General features: G+C 66.4%; 7 protein-coding genes and 3 pseudogenes. 4 read left to right on the forward strand and 6 right to left on the reverse strand.

The features are described from left to right. Positions 1 to 355 precede the first annotated feature (355 nt). On the reverse strand, positions 356 to 781 hold the full coding sequence (gene panD / locus ACWD3D_RS18830) for an aspartate 1-decarboxylase (protein ID WP_451461967.1): 426 nt from the start codon (positions 779 to 781) through the stop codon (positions 356 to 358). 765 nt (positions 782 to 1546) lie between these two features. Here panD and ACWD3D_RS18835 point away from each other — a divergent pair. Together ACWD3D_RS18835 and ACWD3D_RS18840 are read left to right on the forward strand one after the other, a co-directional pair. Beyond that, on the forward strand, positions 1547 to 3766 hold the full coding sequence (locus ACWD3D_RS18835; RefSeq protein WP_451461968.1) for a hypothetical protein: 2220 nt from the start codon (positions 1547 to 1549) through the stop codon (positions 3764 to 3766). A gap of 56 nt (positions 3767 to 3822) precedes the next feature. Continuing rightward, a pseudogene (locus tag ACWD3D_RS18840) lies at positions 3823 to 4006 on the forward strand (IS5/IS1182 family transposase); the annotation flags it as partial. A 32-nt stretch (positions 4007 to 4038) separates the two neighbouring features. On the opposite strand, the pseudogene ACWD3D_RS18845 reads toward ACWD3D_RS18840, so the two are convergent. The 4 genes and pseudogenes from ACWD3D_RS18845 to cas5c all read right to left on the reverse strand — a co-directional run bounded on the left by ACWD3D_RS18845 (position 4039) and on the right by cas5c (position 11428). After that, a pseudogene (locus tag ACWD3D_RS18845) lies at positions 4039 to 5105 on the reverse strand (IS630 family transposase). A 2786-nt stretch (positions 5106 to 7891) separates the two neighbouring features. After that, on the reverse strand, positions 7892 to 8761 hold the full coding sequence (gene cas7c, locus ACWD3D_RS18850) for a type I-C CRISPR-associated protein Cas7/Csd2 (protein WP_451461969.1): 870 nt from the start codon (positions 8759 to 8761) through the stop codon (positions 7892 to 7894). Positions 8762 to 8820: 59 nt separating this feature from the next. Next, positions 8821 to 10653, reverse strand: coding sequence for a type I-C CRISPR-associated protein Cas8c/Csd1 (gene cas8c, locus ACWD3D_RS18855; protein ID WP_451461970.1), 1833 nt, complete (start codon positions 10651 to 10653; stop codon positions 8821 to 8823). Between the two features lies 1 nt (position 10654). Continuing rightward, on the reverse strand, positions 10655 to 11428 hold the full coding sequence (cas5c, locus tag ACWD3D_RS18860; protein WP_451461971.1) for a type I-C CRISPR-associated protein Cas5c: 774 nt from the start codon (positions 11426 to 11428) through the stop codon (positions 10655 to 10657). Between the two features lie 218 nt (positions 11429 to 11646). Between cas5c and ACWD3D_RS18865 the strand changes: the two genes are divergently transcribed. After that, positions 11647 to 13911: a CRISPR-associated endonuclease Cas3'' gene (locus ACWD3D_RS18865; RefSeq protein WP_451461972.1), complete on the forward strand. Its 2265-nt coding sequence runs from the start codon at positions 11647 to 11649 to the stop codon at positions 13909 to 13911. 3063 nt (positions 13912 to 16974) lie between these two features. Here the strand turns inward: ACWD3D_RS18865 and ACWD3D_RS18870 are convergent. Beyond that, positions 16975 to 17195 (reverse strand): annotated as a pseudogene (locus ACWD3D_RS18870) (DNA/RNA non-specific endonuclease); the annotation flags it as partial. A gap of 432 nt (positions 17196 to 17627) precedes the next feature. Here ACWD3D_RS18870 and ACWD3D_RS18875 point away from each other — a divergent pair. After that, positions 17628 to 18147 (forward strand): NAD-dependent epimerase/dehydratase family protein (locus ACWD3D_RS18875; RefSeq protein ID WP_451461973.1); only part of this gene is annotated, 520 nt, incomplete at its 3' end.

Raw genomic sequence — 18147 nt, forward strand, 5'->3', positions numbered from 1 at the left:
GCCCCGGCGGCACTGGCGGCGGAGTCGGCACCGGTGTCGGCGGCCCGGGCACCGGCGGCGGGCTCGGCACGGGCGACGGATGGACGGGATCGGGGTACGGCTGGGTCATCGCGACCCTCCCATGGTGCGAACGGTACGAGTGGGGCTCATCCCCACCGTCTCCCGCTGCGGCTGCCCGCGCCTGCCGGGACCACACCTCGCACACCGGGACCGCATGCCGTTCCAGCGGTCGGAGCACCCGTTCGCCCAATGTCCAGGCCGACCGCCGATACGGCGGGCTGCCCGCCGAACGGCGGCCCGTGCGTTCCGGACGACCGCGCTCCCGGCCCCGTACCGCGCTCTGCCGGTGCCCCGGTCAGCGGGCCGACGGGACCGCGTACGGGCTGCGCTCGGTGGGCGTACCCGGCACCGGCGCGGAGGCGTCGTTCCCCAGCTCGACGATCCGGTTGTCCGCGTCCACGTGCACCACGCTCGGGACGAAGGTGCGCGCCTCCACGTCGTCGATCTGCGCGTAGCTGATCAGGATGACCAGATCACCGGGGTGCACGAGATGCGCGGCGGCCCCGTTGATCCCGATCACACCGGAACCCCGCTCGCCCTCGATGACGTAGGTCTCCAGACGGGCACCGTTGGTGATGTCGACGATGTGCACCAGTTCACCGGGAAGCAGATCGGCGGCTTCCATCAGCTCGGCATCGATCGTGACCGATCCCACGTAATGCAGGTCGGCCTGGGTCACGGTGGCGCGGTGAATCTTGGACTTGAACAGAGTGCGCAGCACTTGGGACTCCTCTGAGACGGCTCCCTGCCTACTTTGTGCAGGTCAAGGGCGGCCTCGACTGTACACTGGCACGCGCCGAACCATGTTTGTGAGGAACATCGCTCCGGTGGGTCGAGACGGGTTCCCACCTGGTCTTTCCCTTCACTCAGGCGTCTGTTGGGGCGATCACCCCAGAGCACGTGGGGACTCATACTGACCGAATGCTGACTTACCTGATGAGTCATCAGGAATACGGGAGACCCCACTGCACACGGACGACGTACGCCCACGCACCACCAAACTGTCGGGCACCGACATCGCGCCGGTTCACGGAACACAGCCCCTTTGGCCATCAACCGGTCGACGCTCGACCGCTCCGGAAGTCGGCTCGCTTTCTGTCGCCCGTCCGAGGCCCCTCGGCAGCGTGGAACTCGCGAGCGACGGCTTCCCGCCCGGCGGGCCCGCGAGCCGTAGGCACGGTAGGAAACCGACCCCGGCCGACGACGCACAGCCTCTTCGGCGCTGAGAACGGAAGCGCCTATGGGCCCGGCTGCCGACATTGCTGTAAGCGAGCAGGGCTGAGCGCCTGGGACGCGAACGTCTATTTAATGATCCGACAGAACCCATCAGCACGCGGCCGGTCGCGACGCGATAAAACGGAACAACAGGGTCTCCCCCGGGTGGTCGTCATGGAACCGGACGACAGCCGGCACCCACGCGAGCCGATTCTGGGGGAGAACCACGAACCAGGGCTCGTTGCTCGCCCTGAAGAGCGAGAATCGTCGCATGGTTCGCTCATACTCCCGCACTCCTTCCTCCGACCGCGAGGAGGCAGGGCGCTCGCGCGGTGAAGCAGCCGGGGCCAGGCACACCATCGCGATGCGGGCGGCCGGATACGAGCCGCTGGAGCCCTACCCCGGGAGCGGGAAGCCGTGGCGGTCCCGGCACCTGCCGTGCGGAAACATCGTCTCCCCGCGACCGGCGTATCTCAGCGCTGGACGGGTCGGGTGCACGGCGTGCGCGAAGGAGAGCCGCCGGGCGATCTTTCAGGAGCGCGCCGGCGGAACCGAGCGAGCCGAGGCGGACATGCGGTCGGTTGGTCTGGAGCCGCTGGAGCCCTACTGCAACAGCCAGACGCCATGGAGCTGCCGATGCACCACGTGCGGGGCCGCCGGCACCCCACGACTGTCCGCGGTCCGCAACCTGATCAAGGAGAAGGTCGCGTCGGGCTGCGCCACGTGCAACCGCAGGGCCCGCGGCCGACGGCAACGCGAGGCCAACGCCGAAAGAGCGGAGGCCATGATGCGCGCGGCAGGGTACGAGCCGCTGGAGCCGTACCTGTCCGCCGCCGCACCGTGGAGCTGCCGCCATGCGGCTTGCGGCGAGGTGGTCCGGGTGAAGGCGTCGAGCGTTCGCAGCGGCTACGACCCGTGCCCGGTCTGCCGGGCGGAGGGATACAAGCAGCGGGCTGCTGCCCGCCGTACCGACCCGGCCGAGGCCACCGCCCTGATGCGGGCGCACGGCTTCGAGCCGCTGGAGCCGTATCCCGGCGCTTCGGTGGGCTGGCACTGCCGCTGCACCACGTGCGGGAAGGAGTCGAGGCCCCTGTACTCCGGGGTCAAGGGCCGCGGGCACCGTTGCGGACACTGCGCGGGAAGCGCGCCGCTCGACCCCACGGCGTGCGCGGCCGAGATGCGGGCGGCTGGGTTCGAGCCGCTGGAGCCGTACCCCGGCAGTGACAAGCGGTGGCTGTGCCGCTGCCCGGCGGGGCACGAAGTGCATCTTCGGCTGACCGGTGTCCGTACCGGCAAGGGATGCCGGATGTGCGCCACCCACGGCATCGACCTGGCCGGGCCGGCGAAGCTCTACGTGATCACCCACCGGGAGTGGAACGCGGTCAAGGTCGGTATCGGCGCCTGCACCGGCTACACCTCCCGTCTTCTGCAGCACAAGCGTCAGGGGTGGGAGCTGTACCGGGCTCGCGACTTCACGACCGGCGCTGCCGCGTACGACGTCGAGCAGGCCGTACTGGACCGTCTGCGCGGCGACAAGCTGTGTCCGTTCCTCACCATGGACGTCATGCCGAACGGATGGAGCGAGACCTGCTCCAGCGACCGCGTCACCGCGGACGAGGTGTGGGCCATGGTCGAGGAGGAGACCCGCCGCGCACCCGGCGCCTACGCTCCCCGGGCCGGCGCCCGGCCCCGCGCCGCCTTCCTCTTCAATGCCGAGGCCGCCGCCGGGGAGATGCGCGCCCGGGGGTACGAGCCGCTCGTTCCCTACCCGGACCGCACGAACGCCACCTGGCCCTCCCGGTGCACCACGTGCGGGCACGAGGGCCGGCCCACCTTCAACGCCGTACTCAACGGAAGTCAGGGCTGCCGCATCTGCCGCACCAGAGCGGCGCAGGCCAAGCGTGCTGCGGCGAACGCACCAAAGGCAGAGGGGGTGATGCGGGCAGCCGGGTTCGAACCGCTGGAGCCCTACCGCACCAGTCAGACCCCCTGGCACTGCCGCTGCACCACATGCAGCCGCGAGAGCACCCCCACCTACTCCAACGTCAGCAACGGAGGAACCCGCTGCCGCTTCTGCTCCGCCAAGTCGTCGAACGCCGAGCGAGCCGCAGCCGAGATGCAAGCAGCCGGGTTCCAACCGCTGGTTCCCTACCCCGGCCGGACCACGGACCCATGGAACTGCCGCTGCTCCTGCGGGAACAAGGTCACGACGCGTCTGTCCTTCGTCCGGTCAGGAACGACGGGGTGCAAGAAGTGCCCCCGGGCCGGCGGCCGAACTGATCCGGCAACCGCCGCTGCCGAGGCCCGCCGGGCCGGGTTCGAGCCCCTGGAAACCTACCCCGGCATGACCACCGACCGGTGGCGCTGCCGTTGTGCGTGCGGGACCGAAGTCACGGTGGCCTTGACCAACATCAGGCGAGGCCGAACCAGGTGCGGGACATGCTCCAAAGACCACACCGACGGATCGGCACGTACCGCAGCATCCCCCTGAGGGCGCCTACTCCCCGCCAGGCATACGAATCACCGGTGTCTGGAGAAACCTGCCGCACTACAAGAGGACGCGTGTTCACCGCCTTGCTGGCCCAAGCCGACGCCAAAGGCGACCTCGACTGGATCGTCTCGGTCGACTCCACGATCGTCTGGGCTCATCAGCACGCCGCCGGGGCCGTCAAAAGGGGCCCCTACCGGCGAACCGGACGACCATGCCCTTGGCCGGTCCCTCGGTGGACTCCTGAGGTTGAACTTGTGATGTCGCTGGGTTGCTCAGGCGGGCATGATGGTCAGACCGGTCTCGGCGAGGCAGCCGTCTTTGAGGTCGCTGCGGTACTGGATGTGGCGTAGGCCGCGTCGGATGCGCTGGACGAGGTGTTCGGGAGTGGAGAAGGCGACGTTGGAGAGCCAGCCGCGTCGCAGTAGTGACCAGATGCCTTCGACGGGGTTGAGGTCGGGTGCGTAGGGCGGCAGGTAGTAGATGGTAAGCCAGCCCCGGGCTGCCGCCCCTTCCTGCAGGTCGGCGGCTTTGTGGACGTTCAGGTTGTCCCAGACGAGGACGATGGGGCCGCCGAGCTGCTGGTGGGCGACGGTCAGCAGGTCGCGGTAGTCGCGCCAGGAGAAGCTTTTGCGTCCGTCGCGCGAGCCGTCGTCCCGGCGCGGCCGATAGATCAGCCTCGAGCGGTGGCCGGGTTTGTAGCAGGTCAGCGCGGCGATCGATATCCGTCTGCGGGAACGGCCGCGGACCCGCACCACCGGGGTCCGGCCGCGCTGAGACCAAGTTTTCGCCTGCGGCGGCGTCATGGAGAATCCGGCTTCGTCCTCGAAGACCAGCCAGGCTCCACTCACCGCCGCGAGCCTTCCGCGCAGGGCCACACCTCTTTGACCTACCCGGCCACCGCATCGTCGTCCCGCTCCATCGCCCGTCGGGCCGGGACCTGGCAGGACCATCCGTTAAGGACCAGCAGCTTGCGCACGCCCTGGATCGTGTAGGTCAGGTGGAAGCGGCGGCCGATCACCGTCTTCACGCGGCTCAGGGTCCACCGCTGGTCTTCCCAGCCGTTAGCGGCCGGCCCTTTGGCCAGCTCTGCCTCCAACTGGGCGAACTGCTTATCGCTCAGTCGCGGCAGCGACGCCGGCCCCTGCGACCGCAGAGCACACGGACCGCCCGCGTCCCACACTTGCGGCCATCGCTGCACCGAGCGGAGGCTGACGCGCAGGTCCTTGGCGATCACCGAGCTCGCCTCACCCTAGGCGAACCGCTCCGCCGCCCGAAGTCGTAACTCCTCGCGGAACGGCTGACGTTCGGCAGTCAGCCCGCCCCCTTGTGGATACCGCATGTCCTGGTGATATCGCACAGACGACGAGCCGTCAGCCCCAATGACACCACGAGTTCAACCTCAGTAATCCTGAACAGGCCGTTTGCGTGTCAGATGATGGTATTGCGATCCTCAGTTCGCCGTGGGCGGCGCCCACCAACCGATTTGAGACACGGACGGCTTCCCGGCCACCGTACAGTTGTGGTCCTCAATCGCCTTGGAAGGCTACGTTACGTGAACTGAGTAGCGTACTCGTTCAAGGTGTCGAAGTTGCGATCCTCGGGCCCCGGAGGACGACCATCACGCCCGCTCGCCGCATGTACGAGTACTGGCACGACAGCACGTTAAGATTCTCGGTAGTCCTGGAAGGCGACCACCACGTTAGAGTCTATCGGCGACGGAACGGCGGAGACCTCGTTGCGATACTCGGCCGTCCCGAAGGACGGCCGCCACCTCATATATGACCACCAGTACGGCGAGTGCGCCAATCTGTTGCGATCCTCGGTCGTTGCGGAAAACGGCCGCCACTGACGCTCGCCGACGAACGGGACGCGGATCCAGTCGTTGCCATCCTCGACCGCCTCAGAGGGCGACCGCCGCTAGCCCGGTACTGGCGACGACAGAGACGTTTAATTCTCAGCCACTGCGATGGATCTGTCCAGTGCGAACAGAGCTGAACCCAGGTCTTCGGCTTGGGTTCCGTTGCGATCCTCAGCCGCCCCGGAGGGCAACCGCTAGATACGTGCGGCCAGTGGGCCACTCGACGAACGCAGCATTGAGATTCCCGGCCACCCTGGGGGTGGCCAGATTGTCCACCAATTGCCTGGCGCTGCGTACTTCGTGACGTCGATATTTCGATCCTCAGCCGCCCTGTACGGCGTCCGGAAACACTGACGGGCATTCCCCATATCAACTCTGCGTAGGCGTTGTGATGCCTGGTCGCCCCGGAAGCGACCGCTGGACGTATTAAGCTCTCTCCCCAGGCATGACGTGAGCATGGTTGCGATCCTTGGTCGCCGCGGAGGACGATCACCAAAAGCCAATGGCGCGGATTATCGAGGTGGTGGTGGCGTTGCGATCATCAGCTGTCCCAAGGGCCGACCGCCGCTCCGCTGGCTCGTAGTTGCCAGCGATCATAAGAAGGTTGCGGTTTTCGGACACCTCGGGCGAGCGCTAGCCGGAAATCCAGCTTGCCCATGGTGGTCTGCGTTATTAGTTTCGATGCTCAGCCGCCCTGGAGAAGCGCCGATGGCCTGCGCCAGTCGGTCCACGCACTGTTGCGATCCTGGGTTTCCCGGAGGACGACAACCACCCGAAGATAGGCGATCGTTCTTGGAGCTCTACACATTGCGATCCTCGGTCGACCCGAAGGACCACCTCCGTGGGGGACGAATTGCCGGAACTCAGTCGAGTACTCAGCATTGCGATCCTTGGCCAGCCTGGGGGCTGGTCCGCCACCATCTTGGGTGCTGTCTCGGAGGACGTAGCCCGCGGGGTTGCGATCCTCGGCCGTCCCGCCGAACGAGCACCCATGATTACCCGGCCCTTGGCGGCGCTCCCCCGGTGGTTGCGATCCTCGGTCGTCCTGGGGGACGACCGCCACTCACCGGCCGGCGTTGGAAATGTCCTGGCCGGGGTTGCGACCCTCGGCCGTCCCGAAGAGCGACTGCCACGGCCATGGTCCGGCCGATCTCTTGCGGCTCCAGCATGCGGTTGCGATCCTCGATCGCCGCATGGGGCGACCTCAAGACGTGTACCCCGCAACATTACCTGCTTGGCAAGATGGCGTTGCGATCCTTGATCGCTGTAGAAAACGATCGTCACCCTCCTCCTGGGAGCCACGCTCTCCCTCCGCGTCAAGCTGCGATCCTCGGCCGCCATAGAAGACGACCGCCCCTGCTGGGACCGGTAGACGGCCGCGATGACGTTCAGGGTGTTGCGATCCTCGGTCACAGTAAAGGACGACCGCCACTCAAGCATCGGCTCCTGGTGCTCTTTGGCCGCGCGGGTGTTGCAATCCTCGGTCGCCGTAGCAGACGACCACCACGGCGACGAGGTCGTCGGGTGCATCAAGAGCCAGGAGTTGTGATCCTCAGCCGTCGGAGAAAATGACCGCCACGATTCGATCCAGTGGTGCGTCTCGTTCAGAAGAGTGTTGCGATCCTCGGTCGCCCCTAGAGGACGACCGCCACTGGGCCACCATGCGTACTGGACGAGGGAAAAGCAATCGTTGCGATCCCTGGTCGCCGTAGGAGACGACCGCCACCGGAGGTCGGCGGCTACTCGTGGGGCAGTCTCTACATGTTGCGATCCTCGGTCGTCCCAGAAGACGACCGCCACTCGACTGGACAGTTACCGACGCCGAGGCGTTCCTGAGCGTTGTGATCCTCGGCCACCCGAAGGGGCGATCGCCATCCTCGGGCACCGTGTGGGGACGTGGCCGATCGGGGCGTTGCGATTCTTGCCCGCCACGTAGGACGACCGATATCTGCACGGCGCGCACCGCTTACCCGCTCACTCGAGGTGTTGCGAGCCTCGGTCGCCCCGAGAGGCGACCGCCAAGCCTCACCACGTCTTCCCAGCGCCAAGGATGAGGAGGTTGCGATCCTCGGTCACCTCGGGGCGATCGTTAGCCGAAAAATTGTCTGGAAAGGCGCCAGTCATTCCCACCCGGCGTCCCGCATTGGAGATTTCTTGGCAAGGGTTGCGATCCTCGGTCATCCCCAAAGACGACTGCCACCGCCGCTACTGGCTTGGGGTGGACTACGGCACCACGTTGCGATCCTCGACTTCCTTGGCGGGTGAGTTCATTCGATGAACCGGGTCAGGGTCACTCCGGTGGGGATCTTGTCTTCGTCGATGGTGATCCGGTCGGTGTAGTCGTCCCAGGAGCGTGCTTCGCTGTGGCCGAGGGGTTTGATGCGGATCAGGTCGAAGAGCTTGTGTGCGGGGGCTCGTCCGTAGGCGTCGTCGTGGGAGAAGACGTACAGTCCACGGATGGCCATTTCGCCGCGGGATGACGCCCTGTCGTGGTCGAGCATCATGGTCAGGGCCTGCCAGTAGGCAGCAAGGTCTTCCGGAGTGACTCGGGCCTTGGCGCCGAGGGCTCCGGAGTAGAAGCCGTGGCCGCGGTAGAGGCCGTAGGGGACGTAGTGCTTGTTGCCCATCTCGGTGACCTTGCCCTTGGCCAGGTCCTCGGGCTTGTTCGGGGCGACACGGGTGATGCCGGCCTCGAGTGGGGTGACGGGGTCGATGGAGCGGGAGAAGGTGAGCTGCATGGGTCCGCGGGCCCTGCCGGCGTGCTTCTTCTGGTCGCCCACGGACATGACGGCTCCGAACAGGCGCACGTCCCAGAAGTTTCGGATCATCCATTCTTGCGCGGTGGCGGTTTCGCCTTCCTTGGCGCCCCCTTCGATGTAGGCGCGCTGGATCTGCGGGTTGAGGGCAACACCTTGCTCTACGTACATCTCGAAGCCGGGCTTGCCCTGGTGGACGAGGGTGATGGTATTGCGGATCTTGCGCTTGAGGGCGACGTCGGTGATGAGGCCCTGGCCGGTGATGGGGTCGGTGCGGGGCATGCCTCCGGCGTCGGGGTCACCGTTGGGGTTGCCGTCCTTGACGTCGATGAGGAAGACGTAGTCGTGCTTGCGGGTGGGGTCCAGGTGCGCGTCGGTCATGGTTGTGCTCGTGTCCTTCCGGGGCAGTGGCATCGTGGTGAACGGGTGGCGGCAGGCGTCTACCAGAGGGTGCTGTCCGAGGATTCGGTGTCCTCGGCGGAGACTTCGGGAAGGGCGTCCGCTTGCTGTTCTGCGGCAAGTTCCTTGCCGGCTTCCCGTGCCTTGATGGCTTGTGCCGCAGCACGTGCGGAGTGGGCTCGCTGGTGGTCGTAGCCGAGGATGAACAGGGCCTGCTGCTCGGTGCTCAGGTGCGCGGGAATGGTGTCGAGCAGGTCGAAGACGTCTCGCAGTCTGTTGTCCATGGCCTTGGCTGCGGGTTCGCTGGCCCGGCCGATGGTGCGCAGGTGCGGGCGTGCTCCGATACGGAGGCGGGTGAGGACGGCTCGGGGGGAGACTACGGCAGTGCTCAGGTACTTGTCGGTGATGGTGGTGTTGACCTTGGGCATGGCCTTGCGCTGGATCGCTTCGAGCATGGCCATGATCCGTCCGCATACATAGCCGGGCTCGGTCGACTGGGGGTTCAGCTGGGGCACACAGAGCTCCTTGTGGCGGGTGGTGGTACGGATCAGGGCGAGGCGTAGCAGGGCGAGGCGGGGCCGGTCGAGGTGGTGGTCGGCGCGGATGCGTTGCAGGAGGACCGGCAGGAGATGGGCTGGTGGTGCGGCGCCGTGGAGTGCGGCTTTGGTGAGGTCGGCCTGGAGGTGCTTGGGGACGGTGGTGTCCATGTATTTGTTCTTGTGCTTGTCCCAGCGGGCGCAGGCGAGGGCGAGTCGCCAGACCGACCAGTAGGTGTAGATGTTGTTCCAGCCGTCCCAGGTCTGTTGGTCGGCGAACCAGGTCCCGAGTCTCTGTTTCAGTTCGGGGACGGGGATGGTGATCCAGTCGGCGACGATGACCCTGTTGGTGTTCACCCGCAGAGTGAGGGCGTAGAAGGCATCCTCGTCGAGGACCGTCAGCGCATCTCGTCCCCTTTGGGGGTGGCGGAGGCCGGCGACGAGCTGGGCCACTTCCTCGGGCTGGGGGTCGCGCAGGGTCCACATGGATGTGTCGGTGTCGGGATCGCGGGTCCACCAGACGATGGCGGAGTCGTCGGCAAAGGCGCGGTGTTCGGGGTCGGCGAGCAGCGTGTTCAGAGCGGTGGCAGACTTGGTGCCGCAGTCGACGCAGATGGGGGTGGCACCGAGTTGCTTGGTGCTGGCACGGAAGTGGGCGGGTTGGTTGAGGCAGACCAGCTGGGTGTTCATCCCGGAGTTGGGGATGCCCTTGATGGGAACCGGGAGCGTGGACAGCAGGGGCATGACGTGTCCGCACACGAGGCAGAGGCCCTGGTTCGCCTTGCCCGTCTTCCCGCTCTTGGCTTTCTTGACCTTCTCGGCCCACCAGCTCTTGGCTTCTGGCAGGTCGTGGATCCACTCGCCGTCCACGCTGATGGCGATGAGGTGGTCCTTGTCCATCTCCAGCGGCCACGCGTTCAACGGCTGGCTGTTCAGCCACGCGGACACTGTCTGCGCCTGGGAAAGATGCGGGTGGTCGTCGCACCAGGAGGTGACCAGGTCGCGGTAGGCGGCATGTCGAGTTCTCGCCTTGGTGACGTCGACAGAACCGATCGAGAGAGTCTTTTCCCCGTCCGGTCCTTTGATCAGGCCGGGGTGGGCGAGCGCGAACTGTGCGGTGTCGGCTAACAGGAGCGGTGCCGGCTTGGACCCGGAGCGGCCGGTGTACGGGGCGGTGATCTTCCGCCCTTCCTGACGAAGGTCGATGACCAGCGGTTCGGTGCTCCCCATGCCGGTGCCGGAGAGGTCGATCTGCCACATGACCCGACGTGCGAGGTAGTACTCGGGGGTGTCCTCCTGGCGGCTGTCGGCCTGCCGGACAAGGCTCTGCAGCAGCATTTCAGGCCACCTCCTCCGCGGAGGCGCGCCCCTCGGCGCCGGGCATGCCACTGACTTCGGCGGGGGCGAGCGGGCGGTCGGGCACGTGGAGAATTCCGTACTCGAGGCTGGCTCGAAACCAGTGGTAGCGCTCCTTGCCTTTCGGGAGGTAATCGATGTGGTGGAGCATCAGTCCGAGCTCGTCGATGGGCGGAATGCCTGCCTGGTCGACGGGAGTGACCGCACCAGCTTCCTCCGCCGACCCGTGGGGACCGAAGAAGGCTGCGAACTCACGGCAACCGAAATGGGGTTGCTCGTAACAGGCGCCCCGTGCGAGCCGACGGTCGAACTGGTCGCGGTACTTCGGCAGGGGCGCGGTGCACCGGTCGGTGGCGTGGATGGTCGCGTGGATGCGGTAGGCGACATCGCTCAGGGCGACGGTGACCCGCTGGCCGCGGTCTTCGGCGACATCGTAGTAGTAGCCGTTATTGGCCCGCAGGCTCTCGTAGGCGTTCTTGGTGATGATCGAGTTGTTGACCTCGTTGCGCCGGAAGCGGGTCCACCTCACCGGCTTGAGCTGTTCGATCCGCTCGATCCGGTAGGTCATCTCCGGCTTCCAGAAGATGGCCTCCAGGAGGCCCCTCGCCGCGGAAGGGGTCATGATCGGATAGGAAACACGTTCGACCTTGAGTTCCGGACGGGTGAAGCAGGCCAGCGGCCCCCATGCCTCCACCTGGACATGAAGGGGCCGGTCACCCCTCTCCTCACGCTGCTCTTGGGGACGTGACGCAGTCATGCACTTGTTCCCTTCCTTGCCTGCCGGCGCAGGCCATTGTCAGTGCCTGCGGCTAGCTTCCTTACGTCGCGCGCCCCCGAGGTCTGCACTGTGCGCTTCGAGGGGTATGCGGCGATCTGGTCGGATCTCAGCGCATAACTGATGGAAAGTCAAATACGCTTGTAAGTAGTGGAGTTGATGTGTTAGCTGACCCAATATCGACCCATGAGGGCAGGCTCGTGGCCCACTCGCCGGGCTATCAAGGGACATGGCACTCGTACGAAGACCACGCCCGCGGGACGGGCGAGCTGGCTCGTCGGTTCGCCGAGCCATGGGGTGGCGGGGACCTTGCCTACCGGCTCGGACGCGACCACGACACGGGCAAAGGAGCCTGCGCGTGGCAGGAGGGGTTGATCGAGGAAGTCACCACCGGTCGCAAGGTCAGACGGCCCTCGCACAACGGCGCCGGAACGCTCTTGTTCGGCCGGGCGGCCGAGCAGGTCCCCGTTCTGCTGCCCTGTGCCAGTGTGATCGAGGGACACCACACCGGTCTGTCCGCGTGGTCGGAAGTCCGGCTCCGGCTGAAAGCCCTGATGGCCGACTCCAGTGAGGTGGACGAAGCCATCCATCGCGTCGCCGCGATCATGCCGGAAATCCTTGACGGCTCATGCCCAGCCGCCCCGGACTGGCTCGACCCCCGCGACAAGGTCGCTGTGGAAATGCTGGTCCGCATGACCTACTCGGCCGTGGTTGATGCTGACCGGCTCGACACCGCCGCCCACTTCAGGCCCGGCACACACATCAGGCCACACGTCGGGATGCATGGGCTGTGGGAACGCTACGAAACCCGCCGACAGGAGGCAATCGGCGAACGCCAGCGCTCCAAGGGAGCCTCCTGGCTGGACAAGCTCCGCGAGAACGTCTACCAGGAGGCTCTTGAGGCCGCCGCCGGCAATCCTGGCGTGTACCGGCTCCACCTTCCCACCGGCGCCGGAAAGACGTTCACTGGCGGAGGCTTCGCCCTCCGCCACGCTTCCCTGCACGGACTGCGACGCGTCATCGTCGCAGTCCCGTTCATCTCGATCACGGAGCAGAACGCAGCAGAGTACCGAAGCCTCCTGGACCCGGAGCAAGGACCATCCGTGGTGCTGGAACACCACTCTGCCGTAAATGTCGAAGCACGACAGTCCGCCGCCCCCTCGACAAACGTGCGCCACGGCCAGAAGGTGGGGCAGCCGAACCGGTGGGCGAAACTGGCGACCGAGAACTGGGACGCCCCCTTCATCGTCACCACCACCGTCCGTCTGATCGAAACAATCTTCGGAAACACCCCCTGGGCCACTCGTCGGCTTCACCGGCTCGCCAACTCTGTAATCGTCCTGGATGAGGTCCAGGCTCTTCCCGACGGGCTCCTGACGCCGATCCTCTCGGGCCTGCGGGAACTCGTGGAGCACTACGGCGTGACCCTCGTGCTGTCATCGGCCACCCAGCCGGAACTTGCCGCACTGAATCCCTGGCGCTCCGGCCTCCCACAGCGCAACGTCGTCGCCGACCCCGCGCCGCTCTTCGAACAACTGCGCCGGGTCAGGTACGAATGGCGGACCGGCCCGAACGTGACCCTCGCAAGCATCGCCGCCGAGGCGGCCGAGCACGATCAGGCCCTCGTCGTGGTCAACGGGACCAAGGACGCCAGCCGGATCCATCGCATCTGGTTCACTACGAACCGCGACGAAGACCCAGGCATCTTGCACCTGTCAACCCGCATGACCGGCGGCCACCGCCGAGAAACCATCCAGGCGACGAAACAACGTCTGGAGAAGAGCCTGAAAACGCTCCTCGTGTCGACCTCGCTCATCGAAGCCGGCGTCAACCTCGACTTCCCCTGCGGATACCGCGCCAGATCAACACCGGAGTCCGAACAGCAGGCCGCCGGTCGGATCAACCGCGAGGGCAAGCGCCCCGCGAAGGACAGTGTCATGACCGTCTTCGACCCTCAAGACGGCCTCAAACCGGAGATGGTCTACAACACGTGCGCCATCGCAGCAGCCTCCCGCCGCTTCGGCGGCGGGCGGGCTGATCCTGACGATCTGGACGCCCTCCGCTCGTACTACCAACACCGCTACCGCCTCCAGGCAGGACAACACTCCAAGGACCCCAACGGAGCCACCGGGGAAGTCATCGAGGCGCTGCGAGCGAAGCTGCACTACCCGGAGGTCGCACACAGCATGCGGATGATTGACAACGAGCACTCCGCGGCTGTGGTCGTCATCCGTCCCCACCTCAAAGAAGAACCGCTACAGACCGCCCAGAAGGCAATCGACCAACTCCGCCGCGGCCTGCCGACACCATCGACCTCCCGAACCCTGCAGGAACACATGGCATCCATCCCCAAACGGGAGCTGGAACTGGCGATCAACGCCGGCCACGCCATCGAAATCGCCGGTGACCTGTACCAGTGGGTCGGCTCCTACCACTCCCAACGAGGCATCGAACCTCCCGCATGACCATTCAGACCACCGAGTAGCCTCGCAACTAGTGCGTTTGCCATTTAGTGATCGTTTCTGATGCGGCCAAGGATCGCAACGAATGGACGAGTCGGCGCGGCATCGCGCTCAACACTAAGTGTCGGTCACCGTCCGGGACGGCCGAGGATCGCAACTACGAGCAGATCCAGAAGAACCGGCGCGAAGCCATATGTCGGTCGATCTTCGAGGCAGCCGAGAAACGCAACAGCATCATCGAGCGTGCCGGAGGGCGGCCCCCACCAATGATGGCTGTCCTTCGGAACGACCAAGGATCGCAACGACGAGACCTACCTGTACAACACGCCGAAACTCCGCATGGCGGTCGCCTCTCAGGGCGATTAAGGATCGTAACGACTCGGAGGGCGAGTACGAAGAAGACGTGATGCAGCTGGCGTGGCCTTTCGGGGCGGCCGAGGATCGCAACTTGCACTCGCAGGCCTCATTCACGAACGGGCAATCGAATGGCGGTCGCGCTTAGGCGCGGCCAAGGATCGCGACTTCCCTGGCTCGCTCACCCTGGAGACCCGCACCTACTATGCGGTCGCCCCTTGGGGCGGCTGAGGATCGCAATCAGGCCCTCATGGGTACGGTGGTCACGCCGGTCCAGATAGCGGTCGTCCCTCGGCGCGTCCGAAGATCGCAACCACCAGGTCGTCAGCCACCTCATCGCCACCGGCGACATGGCGGTCGCCCTTCGGGGGCGGCCGAGGATCGCAACCGCGGGTCCACGAGGTGACCGACCTCAAAGCCATAGGATGGCGGTCGCTCTTCTGAGCGGCCGAGGATCGCAACGTCTTCGACACGATCGACGGCGACAAGCGCAACCGGCACGGCGGTCGTCGTTCGGGTGGCCGAGGATCTCAACGGCTGGGTCCAGGCATCGAGCCACGCGCGGACGTGGATGGCGGTCGCCCTTGGCAGCTGATGATCGCAACGGCAACTCCGCGGCTGGCCAGAAGGCGATTGGCGGGAATGAGGGTTGTCTCCTTGGGGTGGTGGAGGATCGCAATATCGTGACGCCCGGTACCCCGCTCGCTATGACCCGCCATGGCCGCCGTCCTTCGGAAAGACCTAGGATCGCAACATCGAAACCGGCCGCTTCCTGCGCCCAGGCGAAGCATGGCGGTCACCCTTCGGGGTGGCCTAGGATCACAATTGATCGTCAGCCTTGATGAGTCAGGGCACGGCTGCAATGGTGGTCGCCCTTCGGGGCGGCCGAGGATCGCAACAACCTGACGACGGAGGGGACGGATTACTTCGTCAAATGGCGGTCGCCCTTCGGGGCGGCCGACGGTCGCAACAGGGCGTAGAAGCAGGCGATAACCGAGAGTGCGGAGGATGGCGGTCGCTTTTCAGGGCGACCGAGGTTCGCAACACGTCGACCAGGTCGATGTGCACTAGTCGGCGCAGGACATGGCAGTCGCCCTTCGGGATGACCGAGGATCGCAACGTGTTGCCCTCGACGGTCCAGATCGAGTCGGCGTCGTATGGCGGTCGCCCGTCGGGAGGCCGAGGATCGCAGTGTCCTGCTGGGCGGGGTGGGTACGCTCAGGCATGGCATGGCGGTCGCCCTTCGGGGCGGCTGAGGATCGCAACATGATCGGCATCACGAATGCTGGTGTCGGCCACACTGATGGCGGTCGCCTTTCAGGGCGGCCGAGAATCGCAACGAGGAAACCGTCCTGATCGTGGCTCCTCCCCGGTAGATGTCGGCCGCCCATCGGGGCGGCTGAGGATCGCAACGCAGCTCCAGCGGCCGATATGCGGGTTGGTGCATGACGGCGATCGCCCATCGGGGTGGCCGAGGATCGCAACCTCCGCGCCTGCCTCGACGAAGACGAGCAGGACGCCCAAGGCAGTCGCCCTTCAGCACAGCCGAGGATCGCGCCTTCAGCAGCGTGTCGATCGGGTCGGCGGCAGTAAACGGCGGTCGCTTTTGGAGCGGTGGAGGAGGATCGTAACGGCAAGGAGTCCCGCGAGTCACCGAAGAAGGTCGACGGTGGCGGTCGGCGTTCGGGCAACCGAGGATCGTAACCACGTCTTGACCATCTTCCGCTGGGCGCCGCCCCGGATGGCGTCGCCCCTCGGGGCAGCCGAGGATCGCAACCCGTGCCCGGAGTCGCTGATGGCTCCAAGCCACCAACGGCGGTCGCCATTCGAGGCGACCGAGGATCGCAACGCGTCGACCTCGGCCAAGCACCCACCCGGGATCGTATGGCGGTTGTCCTTCGGGGCGTCCAAGGATCGAACCCAAGGACGGACGGTCCGCTACAACCCGCCGCCCGACGGCGGTCGTCCTTTGGGGGCGGCCGAGGATCGCAACGGCGTGTACAAGCTCGCAGTCGCCGACAAGTGCCGCATGGCAGTCGCTCTTCGGTGCGGCCGAGGATCGCAACCAAAGCGTCAAAGACACCGCGTACGAAGACGTACAGAGACGGCGGTCGCCCTTCAGACCAACCGAGGATTACAACACGTCTGCCCTGTCAAAGACGCCATGGAGACCCTCATGATGGTTGCCTTTCAGGGCAGCCGAGGACCGCGACTGCTGTGAGTACCTTGGATGCTGGCTAGCAGGCCGATGGCGGTCGTCCTTTGGAGCGGCCGAGGATCGCAACGGCATTTTCGAGTGCAGCTTGGGGTGGGTGGTAAGCATGGCGGTCGCCCCTCGGGGCGACCGAAGATCGCAACCCGGTGGTGCTCGGGGACGAGATCGACCGGACAGACAAGGCGGTCACCTTCCGGGGCGGCCGAGGGTTGCCACAGCTTCCGCTCGGGCTGGTACCTGGACGCCTCAGTCATGGCGGCGCCCGTCGGGAAGCCGAGGATCGCAAAGTCTTGCTGGGTGGGGTGGGTACGCTCAGGCATGACATGCCGGTCGTCTTTCGGGACGGCCGAGAACCGCAACACCAAGCGGGCGTCGGCACGAGTGACGGCCAGCCTATGGCGGTCGCCCCTGGGGCGGCCGAGGATCGCAACGGGACCACATCGAACTCGACGGACCCCACCTGGAAACGGCAGTCGCCCTTTGGGGTGGCCGAGGATGAGACCGACGGATACCACGTCGATCGGATCGTTGGTGCGGTGGACGGGCGTGACCGAGTACTCGATGGTCTCGCCTTTGGTGTCGATCGCCTCCCGGGTCCGGTCATCCGTCTTCCGCGCCACGGGTGAGTCGGCGAACCGGTGCATGGTGACGAAGTTGCGGGGTCCTTGTTCGAGCCGCCGATCTGAGCACCGAGCAGGTGGGTTTTGTTCAGATTCTTTTACGACGACGAAGCGGGCGAGGGCGGCGGTGAGCGTGCGCGCGTCCGCGGGGGTGAAGCCGTGGGCGAGGAGGATGGTCAGGCGGCGTTCGTGGCGGTGGCGTTCGCCCCCTGGCCATCGGCACGGCGGTCTCGGCCGTCCCGACACCGCTGTACGTCCTCTGTCGGCAGCGCTGGGGGTTCGACGTTCACCGGCACCGCGGTCCAAGCCGCCCACTCCGGCTACGTCATCGCCGCCCTGCTGCTGGGCGGCCTCCTGCCGAGGAAGTCTTCGTCGTCCGCCCATGTGCCGGTGCCGCCGGGGGCGGTTCCCGTCGAAGCGGTGCCGCAGAGCACCGCGCCGCGCACGGCGAGCGGCCAGGACCTCTTGTCCCCTGCCGGGAAGTCGGGGTAGCGTCCGCGCCGACGCTGTCTACGGGGGGACGATCCACGGTGCGGCTGCTGGTCCTGGGCGGTTCGGTGTTCGTCGGGCGGGCAGTGGTGCAGGCCGCACTGGCTCGCGGCTGGGAGGTCACCACCTTCAACTGGGACCGCTCAAACCGCGGCCCGGGCGGGGTGGAGCGGCTGACCGGGGACCGCACCGATCCCGCCGACCTCGCCGCCCTGCGCGGGCGTTCCTGGGACGCGGTCGTCGACACCTGGGCGGGGCGGGCCGAGGCGGTGCGGGAGTCGGCGTCCCTGCTGGCCGGCAGCGTCGGCCACTACAGTTATGTCTCCAGTCTGATGGCCTATCACTGGCCCGTCCCGAGGCCGCTCACCGAGACGGCCCCGCTGCGCCCGCCGTCCCCCGGTTCGCATACCGAGGACTACCCCGCCCGCAAGGCGGCCGCGGAGCGGGCGGTGGTGGAGGTCATGGGCGACCGGGCACCTGGAGACCGTCCGCACCGACGACGGGCAGGCGGACCGGCCGGCCCGGCTTCCCGTGAGTTACGTCATCCGGCACGGCGACGAC

Source organism: Streptomyces sp. NPDC002690 (assembly GCF_053592415.1).